Source organism: Mesorhizobium sp. M0074, assembly GCF_040322975.1.
Classification (GTDB): Bacteria; Pseudomonadota; Alphaproteobacteria; order Rhizobiales; family Rhizobiaceae; genus Mesorhizobium.
In genome coordinates, this window is record NZ_JAMYUM010000025.1 from 85,595 (window position 1) to 101,565 (window position 15,971).

Sequence of the window (15,971 nt, forward strand, 5' to 3'; positions counted from 1 at the left end):
ATCTCCATGAATTGGAGATCAGAACAATGAAGCTGGGCGAAGGCGTCGAAGCGGCCATCCACTGCGCCGCGATGCTCGCCGGCGTTGACGGCGCCGCGACCTTGCCAGGTGCTGCCATGGCCGAAGCGTTCGGGCTGTCGCCGAGCTATCTGCTTAAGCATCTCAACGCGCTGACTGCGTCCGGCATTCTGGAATCAGTGCCGGGGCCGTCCGGCGGCTACCGGCTGGCGCGGCCGGCGGAACGCATAACGCTGCTCGATATCGTGCTGGCCGTCGAGGGGCGTGAACCGGCGTTCCGCTGCGCCGAAATCCGCCAGCGCGGCCCAGCGAAGCTCGATGCCTCGGTCTATGTCAAACCCTGCGGCATCAACGTAGCCATGCTGAAGGCCGAGCGTGCCTATCGCGCCGCGCTCGCCGACGCCCGGCTGTCCGACATCGTTGCAGAATACACGGCCGATGCCGATCCCCGTTCGGTCGCCGCGAACTGCGCCTTCGTCGAGCGCCATCGGCGGCCGCAGAAATCAAGTTCAACCAAGCAAGCATGAAAGGCTACAGACGATGAAACAGAGGCTGCAATTTTTCGGCGCGGCGCCGGAGATCATGAAGGCGGTGTCGGCGCTCAACAAGGCAGTCGACGAATGCGGGCTCGAAAAAAGCCTGTTGCATCTGATCAAGCTCAGGGCGTCGCAGATCAACGGCTGCTCGTATTGCGTCGAGATGCATAGCCGCGAAGCGCGCCGCGACGGCGAAAGCGAGCAGCGGCTCTATCTCGTCTCCGCCTGGAAGGAATCGCCGCTGTTTTCAGAGCGCGAACGCGCGGCCTTGGCCTGGACCGACGCGCTGACCAGGATTGCCGACAACGGTGTGTCGGACGAACTCTATGCAAGGACGCTCGAATATTTCTCGGAAGAGGAGCTGGTCAAGCTCTCGGTGGCGCTCGGCATGATCAACACCTGGAACCGGCTTTGCGTTCCGTTCCATGCAATCCATCCGATGCCAGCGGTCTTGGCCGCCTGAGGACCAGGTGCGCGGCCTTGCGCCGCGCGCCTCTTTTCTGCCCAAGGACACCCGACAGCATGTTTTTAAACTTTGATAGTGAGATCCTATTCGCCGCCCGCCTGCTGCTTGGCGGCGCCTTTGTCTTTGCCGGCCTGCGCAACATTCAGAACGCGGCGTTGGTAAGCCAATTGATGACGACGCGCGGCATGCCGCAGGCACGGCTGGTGCTGTGGCTGGGGATCGTCCTGCAGATCATCGCCGGAGCACTGGTGATCGCGGGCATCTGGACCGCTCCGGCAGCGGCATGCCTGATCCTGTTCCTGATCGTCGCCACGCCGATGTTCCATAACTTCTGGGATCATCAGGGCCCGGAGCGCGCGTCCCGCATCAACGGCTTTGTCGGCAACGTCGCGCTGGCCGGAGGATTTCTGGCGCTGATCGCGCAGTCGCTTTGACAACGACTGATGCCTCTTGGAGGCAGCCGCTCACGCCGCATACCGCAAGCCGCCATCACAGGTCAGGGCCTGGCCGGTGACGAAGCTGTTCGAAACCAGGAACGCAATTGCCTCGGCGACGTCCTCGGCGCGGCCGATACGGCCGACCGGCGTCTTGCCGGCGTACTCGGCAAACACCGCATGGCGCTGTTCATCGGGCAGGAAATCCCACCACGGCGTGTCGATGACGCCCGGCGCCACGGCATTGACGCGTAACGGCTTCAGCTCCATCGCCAGGATCGGCACCACGGTCAGCAGCATGCCGTTGACGGCGGCGATGCCGGCGACACCCGGCGCCGACAATTGCGCCGACACCGCCGAGATGAAAGTCACCGAGCCGCTCTTGTTCAGCGTCGGCAAGGCGGCCTGCAGGCAGGAGAGCTGTGGCCGGACCTTCTCGTCGACGCCACCGCCGATGTCGGTCAGGTCAAGTGTTTCGAACGGGCCGAGCCCCTTGCCGCCGCTGGCGGCCAGCACCAGGTGATCGAAAGGGCCGAGATCGCTGAAGAACCGGCGAACCTCGTCCGGCTTCGCGGCATCGAAGGCAGCTTTTTCGACCGCGCCGCCAAGGCTTTGCCATGCATTGTCGAGCCTTTCCCTGCTGCGCCCGGTGATCGTCACCTTCATCCCCGGGCCGAGCAGCTTTTTCGCGGTGGCGAGGCCGATGCCGGAGGAGCCGCCGACGATCACGGCGTGCTGCGTTTTCTCGATCATGAATTTTCTTTCTTCGATGTTGCGGAGACGGGTGCGAGCCCGACAAGGCCGAGGCTCAATTCGCGCAACTGCTGCCTCGCCTTAGCGTCATAGGCTTGCGCATCGGCGCGGGATTCTCTTTGGCCGTCGAAATAGAGGCCGCTTCGCCCTTCGAGCGCCGGCGATGTGGCGAGATTGATGATGGCCTCGGCGCCGGTTTCGACCGAGCTCCACGGCGTGATGCCCGCCTGCCGCACCATCGTAGTGTTCATGTAGCTTGCCGGATGCAGGCTGTTGACCGTGACGCCGGTGCTCTTCAGCTGCTCCGCCAGATCGATGGTGAACATGATCTGCGCCAGCTTGCTCTGGCAGTAGGCACGGACGCCGTCATAGGAGCGGGTCAGCATGACATCACTGAAGTCGATCGCCCGTTGCCCGGCCGAGGCGACGTTGACGATGCGCGCCGGCGCGCTGGACTTGAGCAGTGGCAGCAGCTCCGTGGTGAGCAGGAAACCGGCGAGATAGTTGACGGCAAAGCGCAGCTCGTAGCCGTCGGCGCTGACCTGCCGTTTCGCGTTGGGGCCGGCGGTGCCGACGCCGGCATTGTTGATGAGGATATCGAGCCGCTTGGTCCTAGCGCGGACGGCTTCGGCGAGGCGGCGGACTTCGGCCAGGGAGGAGAGGTCGGCGACAAGCAGCTCGGCCTTGCCGCCGGCGGCTTCGATCTCGGCCACGGTCGCCTTGCCCCTTGTCGCGTCGCGGCCATGCACCAGGATGCGGGCGCCGCCGGCGCCGAGCCTTTGCGCCACGACTCTGCCGACGCCGTCGGTCGAGCCGGTAATCAGGATCGTCTTGTCTTTCAGTTCCATGTTCAGAGCCTCCATGTCATCGCTCTGAGCAGAAAGATGGGGCACCAGACGCATGCCAAACAGTTCAAACTTTATCCTGGTATCGGTACTGCTATAATAGCGCCGATGGATTCCACCACGCATTCTGCCGAAGGCAGCCGTCGCCGCGAGCTTGGCGCCTTTCTGCGTTCGCGGCGCGAAAGGCTGACGCCATCGGCCACGGGCATCTCGACCGGCCTGCGCCGGCGCACACCCGGGCTGCGGCGCGAGGAGGTGGCGATGATCGCCGGCGTTGGCACGACCTGGTACACCTGGCTGGAGCAGGGCCGCGACGTCAGGCCATCGGTGGAGGTGCTGACGGCGCTCAGTCAGGCGTTGCGCCTGGACACGGCCGAGCAACGGCATCTGTTCATCCTTGCCGGCCGGCCGCAGCCGGAGCGTCGTCTCGATGCGCCGGAAAAGGTCGATGGCCCGTTGCTGCACATGCTGCAGAGCCTGGTCCTGCAGCCGGCCTATGTCCTTGGGCGGCGCTGGGACGTGCTGGCCTGGAATTCTGCCGCGGCAGCCGTGTTCGGCGACTATGGCCTGCTGGAGGGCGATGCCCGCAACATCGTCCATATGGTTTTCACCAGCCCGCAGCATCGGCGCCTGCTCGTCGACTGGGAGGAACTGGCGCGTGCCGTGCTGGCGTCATTCCGGGCGGAAAGCGCCAGATATGTCGGCGACCCGGATTTCGAGCGGCTGATCGCGCTGATGACACGCTCGAGCCCGGAGTTTCGGGCATGGTGGCCGCTGCGCGATGTGGCCCGCAACCTGTCGGGTGTGAAGCATGTCAGGCATCCGACGGCAGGCGCCATGGCGTTCGAGCATATGAGCCTGTCGATCGACGACGGCTCGGACATGAAGCTGATCGTCTACACGCCGCTCGCCGAGCAGAACTCGATCGCCAAGCTCGAACAACTGCTGGAGACGCTTCCGGCCGAGCGGCGCAGCGCGTGAACCCAGCTTCGTCATCCCAGGGCGTAGCAGCCGCGAAGCGGCGTCGCGGAGACCCTGGGATCCATGCCGTGACATCTGCCGAAGAATGCAGCGGAGCAGAATACTGCACTGCAGCAACGCTCTGAGGTCACGGCATGGATCCTGGGGTCTGCGCTGCGTCGCTCCGCTCCTTGCTGCGCCCCAGGATGACGAAGCAATGGGGGAGGTTTGCGACAGCCGAGCTGCCTCAGCCCTTCGGCTTCAGCCCGTCGATGAACAGTTGCTCGAGAAACCTTGCTGCATCCTCGAAGCGGCCGTCGCCGCCGCGGTCGGGGCCGAGCACGGCGCGGACCTGGACGTCGAAATCGGCGTAATGCTGCGTTGTCGCCCAGATCGAAAAGATCAGGTGCCAGGGGTCGGTGCGGGCGATCTTGCCGGCGCGCATCCAGCCCTTGATGACGTTGGCTTTCTCGTCGACCAGCGTCTTCAACTCCCCTTCCAGCATCGGCATGATGCGCGGCGCGCCCTGCAGGATCTCATTGGCGAACAGGCGGCTCTCGCGCGGGAAATCGCGCGCCATTTCCAGCTTGCGCCTGATGTAGCTGCGCAGTTCGGTTAGCGGATCGCCGATGTCGTCGAGTTCGCGCAGCGGCGCCAGCCAGGTGTCGAGAAGCCGCTGCATCAGCGTCTCGTGGATGTCCTCCTTGCGGCGGAAATAATAGAGCAGGTTCGGCTTCGACATGCCGGCGGCTTCGGCGATCTGGTCGATGGTCGAGCCGCGAAAACCGTTGGTGGAGAAGACTTCTAGCGCCGCCTCCAGGATGAGCTCGCGCTTTTCCAGCTGAATGCGGGTGCGGCGAGGAGCGGAGCTTTCGACCGCCCCCGTCACCCCGCAAAACCTTCGCCGTGAGGAGTGTCTGGACCAATTCTCTGGACCAGTTTTTCCTCGCCCTGTGGAGCGCACTTCGAAAGCCGCATTTCCGCTAGTAATCCCTTGACCGCTGATAAGGCGGTGCTAACGTTTGTCCAACCGGTCAAAAATTTGCGTAGCACGAAAACGTCGCGAAGACCAAGCGTTGGAAAGACCAAGCGTTAGCCGCACCGAAACAGGTTACAAGGGGAAGTCTTGGTCATGTCCAACCGGCTGAAAGTCACGCCGAACGATCTCAGCGCATTCTGGATGCCGTTCACGGCAAACCGGCAGTTCAAGCAGGCGCCGCGCATGATGGTGTCGGCCAAGGATATGCACTACACGACCAGCGACGGGCGCAAGGTGCTCGACGGCACCGCCGGCCTGTGGTGCGTCAATGCCGGCCACTGCCGCCCGAAGATCACCGAGGCGATCCAGAGCCAGGCGGCCGAGCTCGACTACGCTCCCGCGTTCCAGATGGGCCATCCGATCGTGTTCGAGCTGGCCAACCGCCTGGTCGACATCGCGCCGAAGGGCATGGACCATGTGTTCTTCACCAATTCCGGATCGGAATCGGTTGAGACCGCGCTGAAGATGGCGATCGCCTATCACCGCGTAAAAGGCGAGGGCTCGCGTACCCGCCTGATCGGCCGCGAACGTGGCTATCACGGCGTCAATTTCGGCGGCATCTCCGTCGGCGGCATTGTCACCAACCGCAAGATGTTCGGCACGCTGCTCGGCGGCGTCGATCACATGCCACACACGCATCTGCCGGAAAAGAACTCTTTCACCAAGGGCGTGCCGGAGCATGGCGCGGAACTGGCGAACGAGCTGGAACGCATCGTCGCACTGCACGACGCCTCGACCATTGCCGCCGTCATCGTCGAGCCGGTGGCCGGTTCCACCGGCGTCATCCTGCCGCCGAAGGGCTATCTCGAGAGGCTGCGCGAGATCTGCACCAAGCACGGCATCTTGCTGATCTTCGACGAAGTCATCACCGGTTTCGGCCGTCTCGGCACGCCGTTCGCCGCCGACTATTTCGGTGTCACGCCGGATATTATGACCACCGCCAAAGGCGTCTCCAACGGCGTCATCCCGATGGGCGCGGTGTTCGTGAAGAAGGAAATCCACGACGCGTTCATGACCGGGCCCGAGCACATGATCGAGTTCTTCCACGGCTACACCTATTCGGGCAATCCGATCGCCTGCGCGGCGGCGTTGGGCACGCTCGACACCTACAAGGAAGAGGGGCTGCTGACGCGCGGCGAGGAACTGGCGCCGTGCTGGGAGGACGCGCTGCACTCGCTGAAGGGCGAGCCGAACGTCATCGACATCCGCAACATCGGCCTGATCGGCGCGATCGAGCTGGCGCCGATCGCCGGCCAGCCGACTAAGCGGGCCTTCTCGGCTTTCGTCAAGGCGTTCGAGCGTGGTGCATTGATCCGCACCACCGGCGACATCATCGCGCTATCGCCGCCGCTGATCATCACCAAAGGCCAGATCAACGAATTGATCGATCATGTGCGCGAAGTGCTGAGGGCGGTGGATTGACGAATTTGCCGCAGCTTTCCCTCCCCCTCGAGGGGAGGGTGGCCGCGAAGCGGCCGGGTGGGGTCGGTGCGGCAGTGCGCCAGCCTGACCTTCGGCCGCATAGGTGCCTGTGATGCCCCGGACCCGCGTGAGCTTCGAAATGCGCCAAAAGGCGCGCGCGCTTCGAGTTCATGCGACCAAAGGCGAATCCCTGCTGTGGTATGAACTGCGCGAATTGAAATCGGCCGGCATCAAGTTCCGCCGCCAGTGTCCGATCGGGCCTTATATCGTCGACTTTGCTTGCCTTGCGGTAAAGCTGGTCGTTGAAGTCGATGGTGATCTGCACGAACAGGAGAAGGGCAAACGGCACGACGCCGTCCGTGATGCCTATCTGCGATCGCTCGGGTTCGATATCTTTCGCGTCGATGAGCCCGATGTCATAAACAGCGCCTGGCATGTCGCACAGGTGGTCAAGGAGAAGGTCGCGCGCATGTCAGCCGACCCCACCCGGCCGCTTCGCGGCCACCCTCCCCTCGAGGGGGAGGGGGACGCTGACGTGCCACAACCAATGAGGTTTTAGAATATGGCCGCCCCCGGCGAGAATCTGCGAATCAATTCAGACCGTTTGTGGGATTCGATAATGGAGATGGCGAAGATCGGCCCCGGCATTGCCGGCGGCAACAATCGCCAGACCGTTACCGACGAGGACGGCGAAGGGCGGCATCTGTTCAAGCGCTGGTGCGATGAGGCGGGGCTCGAAATGGGCGTCGACGAGATGGGCACGATGTTTGCCCGTCGCGAAGGCACCGATGCCAGCCTGCCGCCGGTCTATGTCGGCAGCCATCTCGACACCCAGCCGACCGGCGGCAAGTATGATGGTGTGCTCGGCGTGCTCGGCGGGCTGGAGGTCGTGCGCTCGCTCAACGATCTCGGCATCAAGACAAAGCATCCGATCGTCGTCACCAACTGGACCAACGAGGAAGGCGCCCGCTTTGCGCCGGCGATGATGGCGTCCGGGGTATTCGCCGGCGTGCTCGATCAGGCCGACGTCTATTCGCATGTCGACAAGGATGGCAAGAAATTCGGCGAGGAGCTCGAACGGATCGGCTGGAAGGGCACCGAGAAAGTCGGCGAGCGCAAGATCCACGCCTTCTTCGAATTGCATATCGAGCAGGGCCCGATCCTCGAGGACGAGGGCATCGACATTGGTGTCGTCACCCATGGCCAGGGACTGAAATGGCTGCAGGTGACGTTGACCGGCAAGGAGGCGCATACCGGCTCGACGCCGATGCCGAAGCGGCGCAATGCCGGGCTCGGCATGGCGCGGGTGATCGAATTGGTGCACGAGATCGCCATGGACTACCAACCCGACGCCGTCGGCGCGGTCGGCCATATGGAGGTCTATCCGAACTCGCGTAACATCATTGCCGGGCGCACCGTCTTCACCATCGACATCCGCTCGCCGGAAAAGGAGGTGCTGGACGCCATGGACGAGCGCATCCGCGAAGGCATCGACACGATCTGCGACGCGCTCGACATCAAATATCAAATCGAGCAGGTCGGCCATTTCGACCCGGTCACTTTCGACGCGGGCTGCGTCAAGGCTGTGCGGGATGCGGCGGAGCGCCTGGGATATACGCATCGCAACATCGTCTCCGGCGCCGGCCATGACGCCTGCTGGATCAACCGCGTCGCACCCACCGCAATGGTGATGTGCCCCTGCGTCGACGGTCTCAGCCACAACGAGGCCGAGGAAATCACCAAGGAATGGGCAGCGGCCGGCGCCGACGTGCTGTTCCATGCGGTGGTCGACACGGCGGAGATTGTGGGGTGAGATGTTGGCGCCGTACCCCCACCCCTAACCCCTCCCCACAAGGGGGAGGGAGACTTCCGTTGGCGCTGATCTCGGCAAATTGCCTGCCTTTCGGCGCCAAAAGGGGAAGTAAGGGCGCGCGGCAGCGTTCCCTCCCCCTTGTGGGGAGGGTTAGGGTGGGGGTCCATCTTCGTAAGAATCCAAATGCGATTGCCTTGCCACAAGGGGGGCTAGCAATGCCGACGCCTTTTTCTATGGCGAAAGCTTTGATGGGTTCAGCTGTGACAGCGCGGCACCAAGCCTCCCTCCCCCTTGTGGGGAGGGATTGAGGGTGGGGGTACTCGTCTTGGCACCGACCGCGATCGATCCAGCCGCCATCAAGCGTGCAAGAATGTTGCGCCGGAACATGACAGAGGGCGAGCGTAAGCTCTGGTCCGAGCTGAAGGAGTTCCGTCGCCTCTACGGGTTACATGCAAGGAAGCAGGCGCCGATTGGGCCTTATATTGCGGACTTCGTTCTGCACGAGAAGAACCTCGTCATCGAGGTGGATGGAGAGCATCACTTTACGCCGGAGCAAATGGAGAAGGACCGCATACGCGATGCATGGTTTGGCCGACAGGGCTATCGTGTGCTCAGGTTTTCGACTGGAGACTTGGCAAATTCCTTCGATGGTTGCGTCGAGGAGATATTGCGGGAAGTTGGAGTCATTTAGAGGCCGTTCAGGGTTCCTCGACGCTGAACCGACCTGATCAAGCAAGGCGCTCACAAAGAAGCGCGAACGAAACAAGGGAACAAGAAAATGTCCAAAGTCATCAAGAATGGCACCATCGTCACCGCCGACCGGACGTGGAAGGCCGATGTGCTGTTCAAGCACGGCAAAATCATCGCGATCGGCCCTGACCTGCATGGCGACCATGAGTTCGACGCCAGCGGCTGCTATGTGATGCCGGGCGGCATCGACCCGCATACCCATCTCGAAATGCCGTTCATGGGCACCTATTCGGCCGACGATTTCGAATCCGGCACGCGAGCAGCACTTGCCGGCGGCACGACCATGGTCGTCGATTTCTGCCTGCCGGCGCCGCAGCAATCGCTGCTCGAGGCCCTGCAGATGTGGGACAACAAGACTTCGAAGGCGTCCTGCGACTATTCCTTCCACATGGCGATCACCTGGTGGGGCAAGCAGGTGTTCGACGAGATGGCCACCGTCGTCGACAGGGGCATTACCTCGTTCAAGCATTTCATGGCCTACAAGGGCGCGCTGATGGTCGATGACGACGAGCTCTATTCGTCGTTCCAGCGCTGTGCCGATCTCGGCGCGCTGCCGCTGGTCCATGCCGAGAATGGCGACGTGGTGGCGGCGCTGTCGCAGAAGCTGCTGGCGGCGGGCAATAGTGGCCCCGAAGGGCACGCCTATTCGCGTCCGCCGGAAGTGGAAGGCGAGGCGACCAACCGCGCCATCATGATCGCCGACATGGCCGGCGTGCCGCTCTATGTCGTGCATGTCTCCTGCGAGCAGGCGCACGAAGCCATCCGCCGCGCGCGCCAGAAAGGCATGCGGGTATTCGGCGAGCCGCTGATCCAGCACCTGACGCTGGACGAGAGCGAATATTTCAACAAGGACTGGGACCATGCGGCGCGGCGCGTCATGAGCCCGCCCTTCCGCAACAAATGGCACCAGGATTCGCTGTGGGCGGGCCTGCAGGCCGGATCACTGCAAGTGGTGGCGACCGACCATTGTGCCTTCACCACCAAACAAAAGCGCAACGGCGTCGGCGACTTCACCAAGATCCCGAACGGCACGGGCGGGCTCGAGGATCGTTTGCCGGTGCTGTGGACGACCGGCGTCAACACCGGCCGGCTGACGATGAATGAGTTCGTCGCGGTGACCTCGACCAACATCGCCAAGATCCTCAACATGTATCCGAAGAAGGGCGCCATCGTCGAAGGCGCGGATGCCGACATCGTCGTCTGGGATCCGAAGCGCAAGAAGAAGATCACGGCCAAGAAGCAGCAATCGGTGATCGACTACAATGTCTTCGAAGGTTTTGAGGTAACCGGCCTGCCGCGCTTCGTCTTCTCGCGCGGCGAACTGTCGATCGAGGAAAACGAGGTCAAGGCGAAGCCCGGCCATGGCGAGTTCGTCGCTCGCGAGCCGAACGCGGCGGTCAACCGGGCCCTGTCGACCTGGAAGGAGATTTCCGCGCCGCGCAAGGTGGAACGTACAGGCATCCCGGCGACGGGCGTTTGAGCTTGGGGAGCCACGGAGCGATTATCTCAATGGCCGCGGTGATCCTTGCCGCCGGGCCGGCGGCGGCTGACGTCCTTGCCGGCTCCTATGGCAATGAGGTCGGTTGCGCTGGCGTACGGCTCGGTTATCAGGACAGCGACGATTATGTCGTGCTGACCGCCGACCGCGTCGAAACCTATGGCAGCGGCTGCGAGTTCGCACAGCGATTGGCGACGATGCCTGGCACCCAGTTGTTGAACTCCACCTGTTTCGCCGAGGGCGAGGAGGGCACGACCACGGATGTCGTCAAGGTCATCAACAGAGGAGGGGACGGTTTCTTCGTGACCATTCCCGGCCTTGAGGAGATAGGGCCGCTGAAATCATGTTCGTGACGGTGCCGATGGCGACCGCTGCCTCGATGCCGGCGTCAGGCGACCAACCCGTCCAGTTCCGGCAGCAGGACGACGCTTTCCTGTTCGTTGGGATCGGTGCGGGCAATGACGGCCGAGGCGGGGCCGTCGCTCAGATTGGCCGGCAGATGCGGCACGCCGGGGGGAATATAGAAAAGATCGCCGGCCTTGACCACGATATGCTGTTCGAGCCGGTCGCCATACCAGGTATGGACTTCGCCGGAGAGCACATAGATCGCGGTTTCATGGTTTTCGTGCATATGCGCCTTGGCGCGGGCACCCGGCGGCATGGTCAGCAGATGCATGCAGATGCCGGACGAGCCGACTGTTTCGGCGGCGATACCGGCGAAATAACTCAGGCCCTGCTTGCCTTCATAAGAGCTTTCAGGGCGGATAAGATGGCAAGTCGGTTTGGGCGACATCGGGGCAACTCCGGGCGTCTATCTGATGGGACAAGGGCGCGTAGAACTGGGGCGCGTAGAACTGGGGCGAGTAGGACTGGGCGAGTGGAAAGCAACATCGGGGTAAAATCAATGGGATTCCGGCCGGCGCCGCAGTGGCCGGAAGCGACAGGCTACGGCCGATGACGGGAGTATCGCCAGCCGTTGTTTCGGCAAGCAAGCTTGGCCTGACCTTCCAGACCAATGATGGTCCGGTGCAGGCGCTGTCGAACGTCGACCTGACGATCGGCAAGGGTGAATTCGTGTCCTTCATCGGGCCCTCCGGCTGCGGCAAGACGACCTTGCTGCGCGTCATCGCCGATCTGGAGAAGCCGACATCGGGAGCCATCTCCGTCAACGGCATGACGCCCGAGCAGGCGCGCCAGAGCCGCGCCTATGGCTATGTCTTCCAGGCGGCCGCACTTTATCCGTGGCGCACGATCGAGCGCAATGTGGCACTGCCGCTGGAGATCATGGGCCTGTCCAGGGCGGAGCAGGCGGCGCGCATCAAGCGAACCCTCGACCTTGTCAACCTCGGCGGCTTCGAGAAGAAATACCCCTGGCAGCTTTCGGGCGGCATGCAGCAGCGCGCCTCGATCGCACGGGCGCTGGCTTTCGATGCCGATCTTTTGTTGATGGACGAGCCGTTCGGCGCGCTGGACGAGATCGTGCGCGACCATCTCAACGAACAGCTGCTGGAGCTTTGGGAGCGGACCAACAAGACCATCTGCTTCGTCACCCATTCGATCCCTGAGGCGGTCTATCTGTCGACGCGCATCATCGTCATGTCGCCGCGCCCGGGGCGTGTCAGCGACGTCATAGAATCGACGCTGCCGAAAAAGCGGCCGCTCGATATCCGCGAGACGCCGGAGTTCCTGGCCATCGCGGCACGCGTGCGGGACGGGCTGAGGGCAGGGCACAGCTATGATGATTGAGGCGGCGGAAGATGAGCTCCCTCCTCTCCCCAACGGGGAGAGGGTGGCCGGAGCGAAGCGGAGGTCGGGTGAGGGGGCCTTGGCGGATCCGACCAAAAGAAAGATCGGGGCGACCGCTCGCGCTCGAAAGCTGCGGTTTGACGAGACCGAGGCTGAATACAGGCTTTGGGGGGAACTAAGAGGGCGCCATCTCAACGGCTACAAATTTGTGAGGCAAGTGCCGCTTGGGCCGTTCTTTGCAGATTTCGTCTGTCGTGAGAGCGCGCTGATCGTGGAAATCGACGGCAGCCAGCACGCGGAATCTCCAACCGATGCCGCGAGAACTGCTTGGCTGAATGGTCTCGGGTATTCCGTTCTTCGGTTCTGGAACCATGAAGTCTTGGCCGAACGCCGAGCGGTCCTTGATACGATCTTGGCTTGCCTCGACGGAAAGATTTCTACCCCCTCACCCGGCCTCCGCTTCGCTCCGGCCACCCTCTCCCCGTTGGGGAGAGGAGGGCACCCATCCTGCGAGGCCTGCTAGATGGACTCGTTTCGCGACAAGATCGTTCCGGTGACCTCGATCCTTCTGGGCGTCGTCGTTGTCTGGTACGTCATGGCTGTCATCCTCAACGCGCCGTTCCAGCGCGATCTCGACCGCCGCGCCAATCAGACACCGGGTATTGTGGAATTCATCGGCAAGACGCTGGTACAGCCGAAGCCGACGCTGCCGGCGCCGCATCAGGTGGCGGTGAATTTTTTCGAAAACACCTTTCTGCGTAGCATCACCTCGAACCGCAGCCTTGTCTACAATGCCTGGGTGACGTTGTCGTCGACGCTGCTCGGCTTTGCTTTCGGCACGGCGCTCGGCATCGTCATCGCCGTCGGCATCGTGCATGTGGCGACGCTCGACCGCAGTCTGATGCCGTGGATCATCGCCTCGCAGACCATTCCGATCCTGGCGGTGGCGCCGATGATCATTGTCGTGCTGGCGGCGGTCGGCATCACCGGGCTTATCCCGAAGGCGCTGATCTCGACCTATCTGTCGTTCTTCCCGGTGGCGGTCGGCATGGTGAAGGGACTGCGCTCGCCCGAGCTCACCCATCTCGACCTGATGCACACCTATAATGCCAGTGCCTCGCAGACCTTCTGGAAATTGCGCGTGCCGGCTTCGGTGCCGTTCCTGTTCACCTCGATGAAGGTGGCGGTGGCCGCCAGCCTGGTCGGCGCCATCGTCGGCGAGTTGCCGACCGGCGCCGTCGCCGGCATCGGCGCCAAATTGCTCGCCGGCGCCTATTACAGCCAGACCATCGACATCTGGTCGGCTCTGGTTGCCGGGTCGGTGGTCGCGGCGCTGCTGGTGATGGTCGTCGGCATCGCCGGGCGCCTTGTCGACCGCGCCATGGGCGGGAGGCCGGCATGAGCTCCATCCTGAGCCTTTCCTCAATCACGCCTCGATCCTGGCAGGGGTATGCCGCGCTTGTCCTGCTTGCCGGCGCGCTGCTTCTTTGGCCGCTCGTCAGTGCTACGCCCGGTTACGGCATGGCAACTACGGTTTTGATTTTCATTTTGCTGCTCGTGGCAATCGAGGCCGACAACTTTCCACCGATGATCGGGGTGGTGTTGCTGTTCCTTGGCGCGCACGGCGCAGCGTGGATGCTGCTCGCCGGCATAACCGGCAATGAGGGCAGCGCTCGCGCATCCTTCTATCTGCTGCTCGTCGCGGCGTGGTTTTTGGCCTGGCGCTGCGTAACGGTCCTGTCGTCGTTTCGCCCGACATCGCGCTGGGCGTCAACCGCCCTGCGCCTGATCATTCCGGCCATCTTCGGCGCCTGGATCCTGATCATCTGGGAGGCGGTGACGCGTGGTGCCGGCATTCCCTTCATCCTGTTGCCGCCGCCAAGCGCCATCGGTGCACGCATCGTCGGCTCGCTGCCGGTGCTGGGGGCCGATGTCAGGCAGACCATCTTCAAGGCGGTTATCTTCGGCTATGTGGCGGGGAGCAGCGCCGGCTTCCTCGTTGCCATCGCCGCCGACCGCGTGCCGTTCCTGCGGCGCGGGCTTTTGCCGATCGGCAATATGGTGTCGGCGCTGCCGATCATCGGCGTCGCGCCGATCATGGTCATGTGGTTCGGCTTCGACTGGCAGTCGAAGGCAGCGGTGGTCATCATCATGACCTTCTTCCCGATGCTGGTGAACACCGTCGCCGGGCTTGCCGCCTCCGGCCATATGGAGCGCGACCTGATGCGCACCTATGCCTCGAGCTACTGGCAGACGCTGTTCAAGCTGCGGCTGCCGGCGGCGGCACCCTTCATCTTCAATGCGTTGAAGATCAATTCGACGCTGGCGCTGATCGGCGCCATCGTCGCCGAGTTCTTCGGCACGCCGGTGGTCGGCATGGGATTCCGCATTTCGACGGAAGTCGGGCGGATGAACATCGACATGGTGTGGGCGGAAATCGCAGTTGCAGCACTTGCGGGTTCGGTCTTTTATGGCGTGGTCGCTCTTTTCGAGAGAGCAGTCACGTTTTGGCATCCCTCTGTCCGTGGTGGATAGGGGCGGTGGGTTTAGGGCGCTAACTTCAGAGGGTAAAAACATGAAAAGACTTGTTGTTTCGATGCTGGCCGGCGCGATGTCGCTTGCCGCGTTCCAGGCGTTGGCCGCGGACAAGGTGACGCTGCAGCTGAAATGGGTCACGCAGGCCCAGTTCGCCGGCTATTATGTCGCCAAGGCCAAGGGCTTCTATGAAGCCGAGGGCCTCGACGTCGACATCAAGCCCGGCGGACCGGACATTGCGCCCGAGCAGGTCATCGCCGGCGGCGGCGCCGACGTCATCGTCGACTGGATGGGCGGCGCGCTGGCTGCGCGCGAAAAGGGCGTGCCGCTGGTCAACATTGCCCAGCCGTTCAAGAAGGCCGGCATGGAGCTGGTCTGCCCGAAGGACGGCCCGGTCAAGACCGAAGCCGATTTCAAGGGCCACACGCTCGGCGTCTGGTTCTTCGGCAACGAGTATCCGTTCTATGCCTGGATGAACAAGCTTGGCCTCAAGACCGATGGCGGGCCGGACGGCGTCACCGTGCTCAAGCAGAGCTTTGACGTGCAGCCGCTGATCCAGAAGCAGGCGGATTGCATTTCGGTCATGACCTACAACGAGTACTGGCAGCTCATCGACGCCGGCTACAAGCCGGAAGAGCTGACCGTCTTCAACTATTCCGCCATGGGCAACGATCTCCTCGAAGACGGGCTCTATGCCCTGGAGGACAAGCTCAAGGATCCGGCCTTCGAGGACAAGATGGTGCGTTTCGTGCGCGCTTCGATGAAGGGTTGGAAATACGCCGTCGACAATTCCGACGAAGCGGCCGGCATCGTCATGGACAATGGCGGCCAGGACGAGAATCACCAGAAGCGCATGATGGGCGAAGTCGCCAAGCTGATCGACAATGCCGATGGCAAGCTCGATCCGGCGACCTACGAGCGCACCGCCAAGGCGCTGCTCGACCAGAAGATCATCAGCAAGGAGCCTACCGGCGCCTACACGACGGCGATCACCGACAAGGCCATCAAATAGGGCTGTCAAACTGGCTTGTAGCGGAAAAGGGGCGGGCGACCGCCCCTTTTTAGTGGGATGTAAAATGAACGTTACCGGCGGAAACATCCGCTCGCAAAATCGTTGTGCCGATGCATCCGCTTCAAAGGTGCCACAACGGAGGTT

Annotated in this window: 19 protein-coding genes; 15 read left to right on the forward strand and 4 right to left on the reverse strand. The window is 62.8% G+C overall.

Annotated elements, in window-relative coordinates:
• Positions 1-26 precede the first annotated feature (26 nt).
• Genes NKJ73_RS27760 through NKJ73_RS27770 form a run of 3 tightly spaced genes read left to right on the forward strand, consistent with a single transcriptional unit; the run spans position 27 to position 1,454 of the window.
• Positions 27-545, forward strand: a complete 519-nt coding sequence (locus NKJ73_RS27760) for an RrF2 family transcriptional regulator (protein WP_352453193.1) — start codon at positions 27-29, stop codon at positions 543-545.
• A 13-nt stretch (positions 546-558) separates the two neighbouring features.
• Positions 559-1,017, forward strand: coding sequence for a carboxymuconolactone decarboxylase family protein (locus NKJ73_RS27765; RefSeq protein ID WP_352505556.1), 459 nt, complete (start codon positions 559-561; stop codon positions 1,015-1,017).
• Positions 1,018-1,076: 59 nt separating this feature from the next.
• On the forward strand, positions 1,077-1,454 hold the full coding sequence (locus NKJ73_RS27770) for a DoxX family protein (protein ID WP_352571805.1): 378 nt from the start codon (positions 1,077-1,079) through the stop codon (positions 1,452-1,454).
• Positions 1,455-1,484: 30 nt separating this feature from the next.
• Here the strand turns inward: NKJ73_RS27770 and NKJ73_RS27775 are convergent, their stop codons facing one another.
• Both NKJ73_RS27775 and NKJ73_RS27780 read right to left on the reverse strand, forming a co-directional pair.
• Positions 1,485-2,207, reverse strand: coding sequence for an SDR family oxidoreductase (locus NKJ73_RS27775; protein ID WP_352571784.1), 723 nt, complete (start codon positions 2,205-2,207; stop codon positions 1,485-1,487).
• Positions 2,204-3,055 carry an SDR family NAD(P)-dependent oxidoreductase gene (locus NKJ73_RS27780; RefSeq protein WP_352571785.1) on the reverse strand — a complete coding sequence of 284 codons (852 nt, stop codon included), beginning with the start codon at positions 3,053-3,055 and terminating at the stop codon, positions 2,204-2,206. Before NKJ73_RS27780 ends, NKJ73_RS27775 begins: the two co-directional genes overlap by 4 nt.
• Positions 3,056-3,160: 105 nt before the next feature.
• Here NKJ73_RS27780 and NKJ73_RS27785 point away from each other — a divergent pair, with 105 nt between their 5' ends.
• Entirely contained in the window at positions 3,161-4,033 is an 873-nt protein-coding gene (locus NKJ73_RS27785; RefSeq protein ID WP_352571786.1) for a helix-turn-helix transcriptional regulator, read from the forward strand.
• Between the two features lie 226 nt (positions 4,034-4,259).
• On the opposite strand, the gene NKJ73_RS27790 is transcribed toward NKJ73_RS27785, so the two are convergent.
• Positions 4,260-4,901: a TetR family transcriptional regulator C-terminal domain-containing protein gene (locus NKJ73_RS27790; protein WP_254819042.1), complete on the reverse strand. Its 642-nt coding sequence runs from the start codon at positions 4,899-4,901 to the stop codon at positions 4,260-4,262.
• 243 nt (positions 4,902-5,144) lie between these two features.
• Between NKJ73_RS27790 and aptA the strand changes: the two genes are divergently transcribed.
• The 6 genes from aptA (at position 5,145) to NKJ73_RS27820 (ending at position 10,887) form a co-directional block, all read left to right on the forward strand.
• A complete protein-coding gene (gene aptA, locus NKJ73_RS27795) occupies positions 5,145-6,473 on the forward strand; it encodes an omega-aminotransferase AptA (RefSeq protein WP_352571787.1) in 1,329 nt (442 codons plus the stop codon).
• Positions 6,474-6,585: 112 nt separating this feature from the next.
• Positions 6,586-7,032, forward strand: a complete 447-nt coding sequence (locus tag NKJ73_RS27800; RefSeq protein WP_352571788.1) for an endonuclease domain-containing protein — start codon at positions 6,586-6,588, stop codon at positions 7,030-7,032.
• Between the two features lie 3 nt (positions 7,033-7,035).
• A complete protein-coding gene (locus tag NKJ73_RS27805; protein WP_352571789.1) occupies positions 7,036-8,286 on the forward strand; it encodes a Zn-dependent hydrolase in 1,251 nt (416 codons plus the stop codon).
• A 325-nt stretch (positions 8,287-8,611) separates the two neighbouring features.
• The gene (locus NKJ73_RS27810; protein WP_352571790.1) at positions 8,612-8,977 is read left to right on the forward strand and encodes an endonuclease domain-containing protein; all 366 of its coding nucleotides are present in this window, start codon (positions 8,612-8,614) and stop codon (positions 8,975-8,977) included.
• 87 nt (positions 8,978-9,064) lie between these two features.
• Positions 9,065-10,516 (forward strand): dihydropyrimidinase, encoded by a 1,452-nt coding sequence (hydA, locus tag NKJ73_RS27815; protein ID WP_352571791.1) that lies wholly within the window; start codon positions 9,065-9,067, stop codon positions 10,514-10,516.
• Positions 10,517-10,545: 29 nt separating this feature from the next.
• Positions 10,546-10,887 carry a hypothetical protein gene (locus NKJ73_RS27820; RefSeq protein ID WP_352571792.1) on the forward strand — a complete coding sequence of 114 codons (342 nt, stop codon included), beginning with the start codon at positions 10,546-10,548 and terminating at the stop codon, positions 10,885-10,887.
• Between the two features lie 35 nt (positions 10,888-10,922).
• On the opposite strand, the gene NKJ73_RS27825 is transcribed toward NKJ73_RS27820, so the two are convergent.
• Positions 10,923-11,327 (reverse strand): cupin domain-containing protein, encoded by a 405-nt coding sequence (locus NKJ73_RS27825; RefSeq protein WP_023675871.1) that lies wholly within the window; start codon positions 11,325-11,327, stop codon positions 10,923-10,925.
• 161 nt (positions 11,328-11,488) lie between these two features.
• Here NKJ73_RS27825 and NKJ73_RS27830 point away from each other — a divergent pair, with 161 nt between their 5' ends.
• The 5 genes from NKJ73_RS27830 to NKJ73_RS27850 are packed head-to-tail and all read left to right on the forward strand — an operon-like array spanning position 11,489 to position 15,827.
• Positions 11,489-12,280, forward strand: a complete 792-nt coding sequence (locus NKJ73_RS27830; RefSeq protein WP_352571793.1) for an ABC transporter ATP-binding protein — start codon at positions 11,489-11,491, stop codon at positions 12,278-12,280.
• Complete coding sequence (locus NKJ73_RS27835) at positions 12,273-12,803, forward strand: endonuclease domain-containing protein (protein ID WP_352571806.1); 531 nt, start codon at positions 12,273-12,275, stop codon at positions 12,801-12,803. Before NKJ73_RS27830 ends, NKJ73_RS27835 begins: the two co-directional genes overlap by 8 nt.
• Positions 12,804-13,682 carry an ABC transporter permease gene (locus tag NKJ73_RS27840; protein ID WP_352471508.1) on the forward strand — a complete coding sequence of 293 codons (879 nt, stop codon included), beginning with the start codon at positions 12,804-12,806 and terminating at the stop codon, positions 13,680-13,682.
• Complete coding sequence (locus NKJ73_RS27845; protein WP_031211556.1) at positions 13,679-14,815, forward strand: ABC transporter permease; 1,137 nt, start codon at positions 13,679-13,681, stop codon at positions 14,813-14,815. The genes NKJ73_RS27840 and NKJ73_RS27845 overlap by 4 nt, the downstream gene beginning before the upstream one ends.
• A 40-nt stretch (positions 14,816-14,855) precedes the next feature.
• Positions 14,856-15,827, forward strand: a complete 972-nt coding sequence (locus NKJ73_RS27850) for an ABC transporter substrate-binding protein (protein WP_352571794.1) — start codon at positions 14,856-14,858, stop codon at positions 15,825-15,827.
• Positions 15,828-15,971: the final 144 nt, after the last annotated feature.

Bases quoted from the DNA above. Each gene is read 5' to 3' on its own strand.
- NKJ73_RS27760 (WP_352453193.1), top strand. From the start codon at position 27: ATGAAGCTGGGCGAAGGCGTCGAAGCGGCCATCCACTGCGCCGCGATG.
- NKJ73_RS27765 (WP_352505556.1), top strand. From the start codon at position 559: ATGAAACAGAGGCTGCAATTTTTCGGCGCGGCGCCGGAGATCATGAAG.
- NKJ73_RS27770 (WP_352571805.1), top strand. From the start codon at position 1,077: ATGTTTTTAAACTTTGATAGTGAGATCCTATTCGCCGCCCGCCTGCTG.
- NKJ73_RS27775 (WP_352571784.1), bottom strand. From the start codon at position 2,207: ATGATCGAGAAAACGCAGCACGCCGTGATCGTCGGCGGCTCCTCCGGC.
- NKJ73_RS27780 (WP_352571785.1), bottom strand. From the start codon at position 3,055: ATGGAACTGAAAGACAAGACGATCCTGATTACCGGCTCGACCGACGGC.
- NKJ73_RS27785 (WP_352571786.1), top strand. From the start codon at position 3,161: ATGGATTCCACCACGCATTCTGCCGAAGGCAGCCGTCGCCGCGAGCTT.
- aptA (WP_352571787.1), top strand. From the start codon at position 5,145: ATGTCCAACCGGCTGAAAGTCACGCCGAACGATCTCAGCGCATTCTGG.
- NKJ73_RS27800 (WP_352571788.1), top strand. From the start codon at position 6,586: ATGCCCCGGACCCGCGTGAGCTTCGAAATGCGCCAAAAGGCGCGCGCG.
- NKJ73_RS27805 (WP_352571789.1), top strand. From the start codon at position 7,036: ATGGCCGCCCCCGGCGAGAATCTGCGAATCAATTCAGACCGTTTGTGG.
- hydA (WP_352571791.1), top strand. From the start codon at position 9,065: ATGTCCAAAGTCATCAAGAATGGCACCATCGTCACCGCCGACCGGACG.
- NKJ73_RS27820 (WP_352571792.1), top strand. From the start codon at position 10,546: ATGGCCGCGGTGATCCTTGCCGCCGGGCCGGCGGCGGCTGACGTCCTT.
- NKJ73_RS27825 (WP_023675871.1), bottom strand. From the start codon at position 11,327: ATGTCGCCCAAACCGACTTGCCATCTTATCCGCCCTGAAAGCTCTTAT.
- NKJ73_RS27830 (WP_352571793.1), top strand. From the start codon at position 11,489: ATGACGGGAGTATCGCCAGCCGTTGTTTCGGCAAGCAAGCTTGGCCTG.
- NKJ73_RS27835 (WP_352571806.1), top strand. From the start codon at position 12,273: ATGATTGAGGCGGCGGAAGATGAGCTCCCTCCTCTCCCCAACGGGGAG.
- NKJ73_RS27840 (WP_352471508.1), top strand. From the start codon at position 12,804: ATGGACTCGTTTCGCGACAAGATCGTTCCGGTGACCTCGATCCTTCTG.
- NKJ73_RS27845 (WP_031211556.1), top strand. From the start codon at position 13,679: ATGAGCTCCATCCTGAGCCTTTCCTCAATCACGCCTCGATCCTGGCAG.
- NKJ73_RS27850 (WP_352571794.1), top strand. From the start codon at position 14,856: ATGAAAAGACTTGTTGTTTCGATGCTGGCCGGCGCGATGTCGCTTGCC.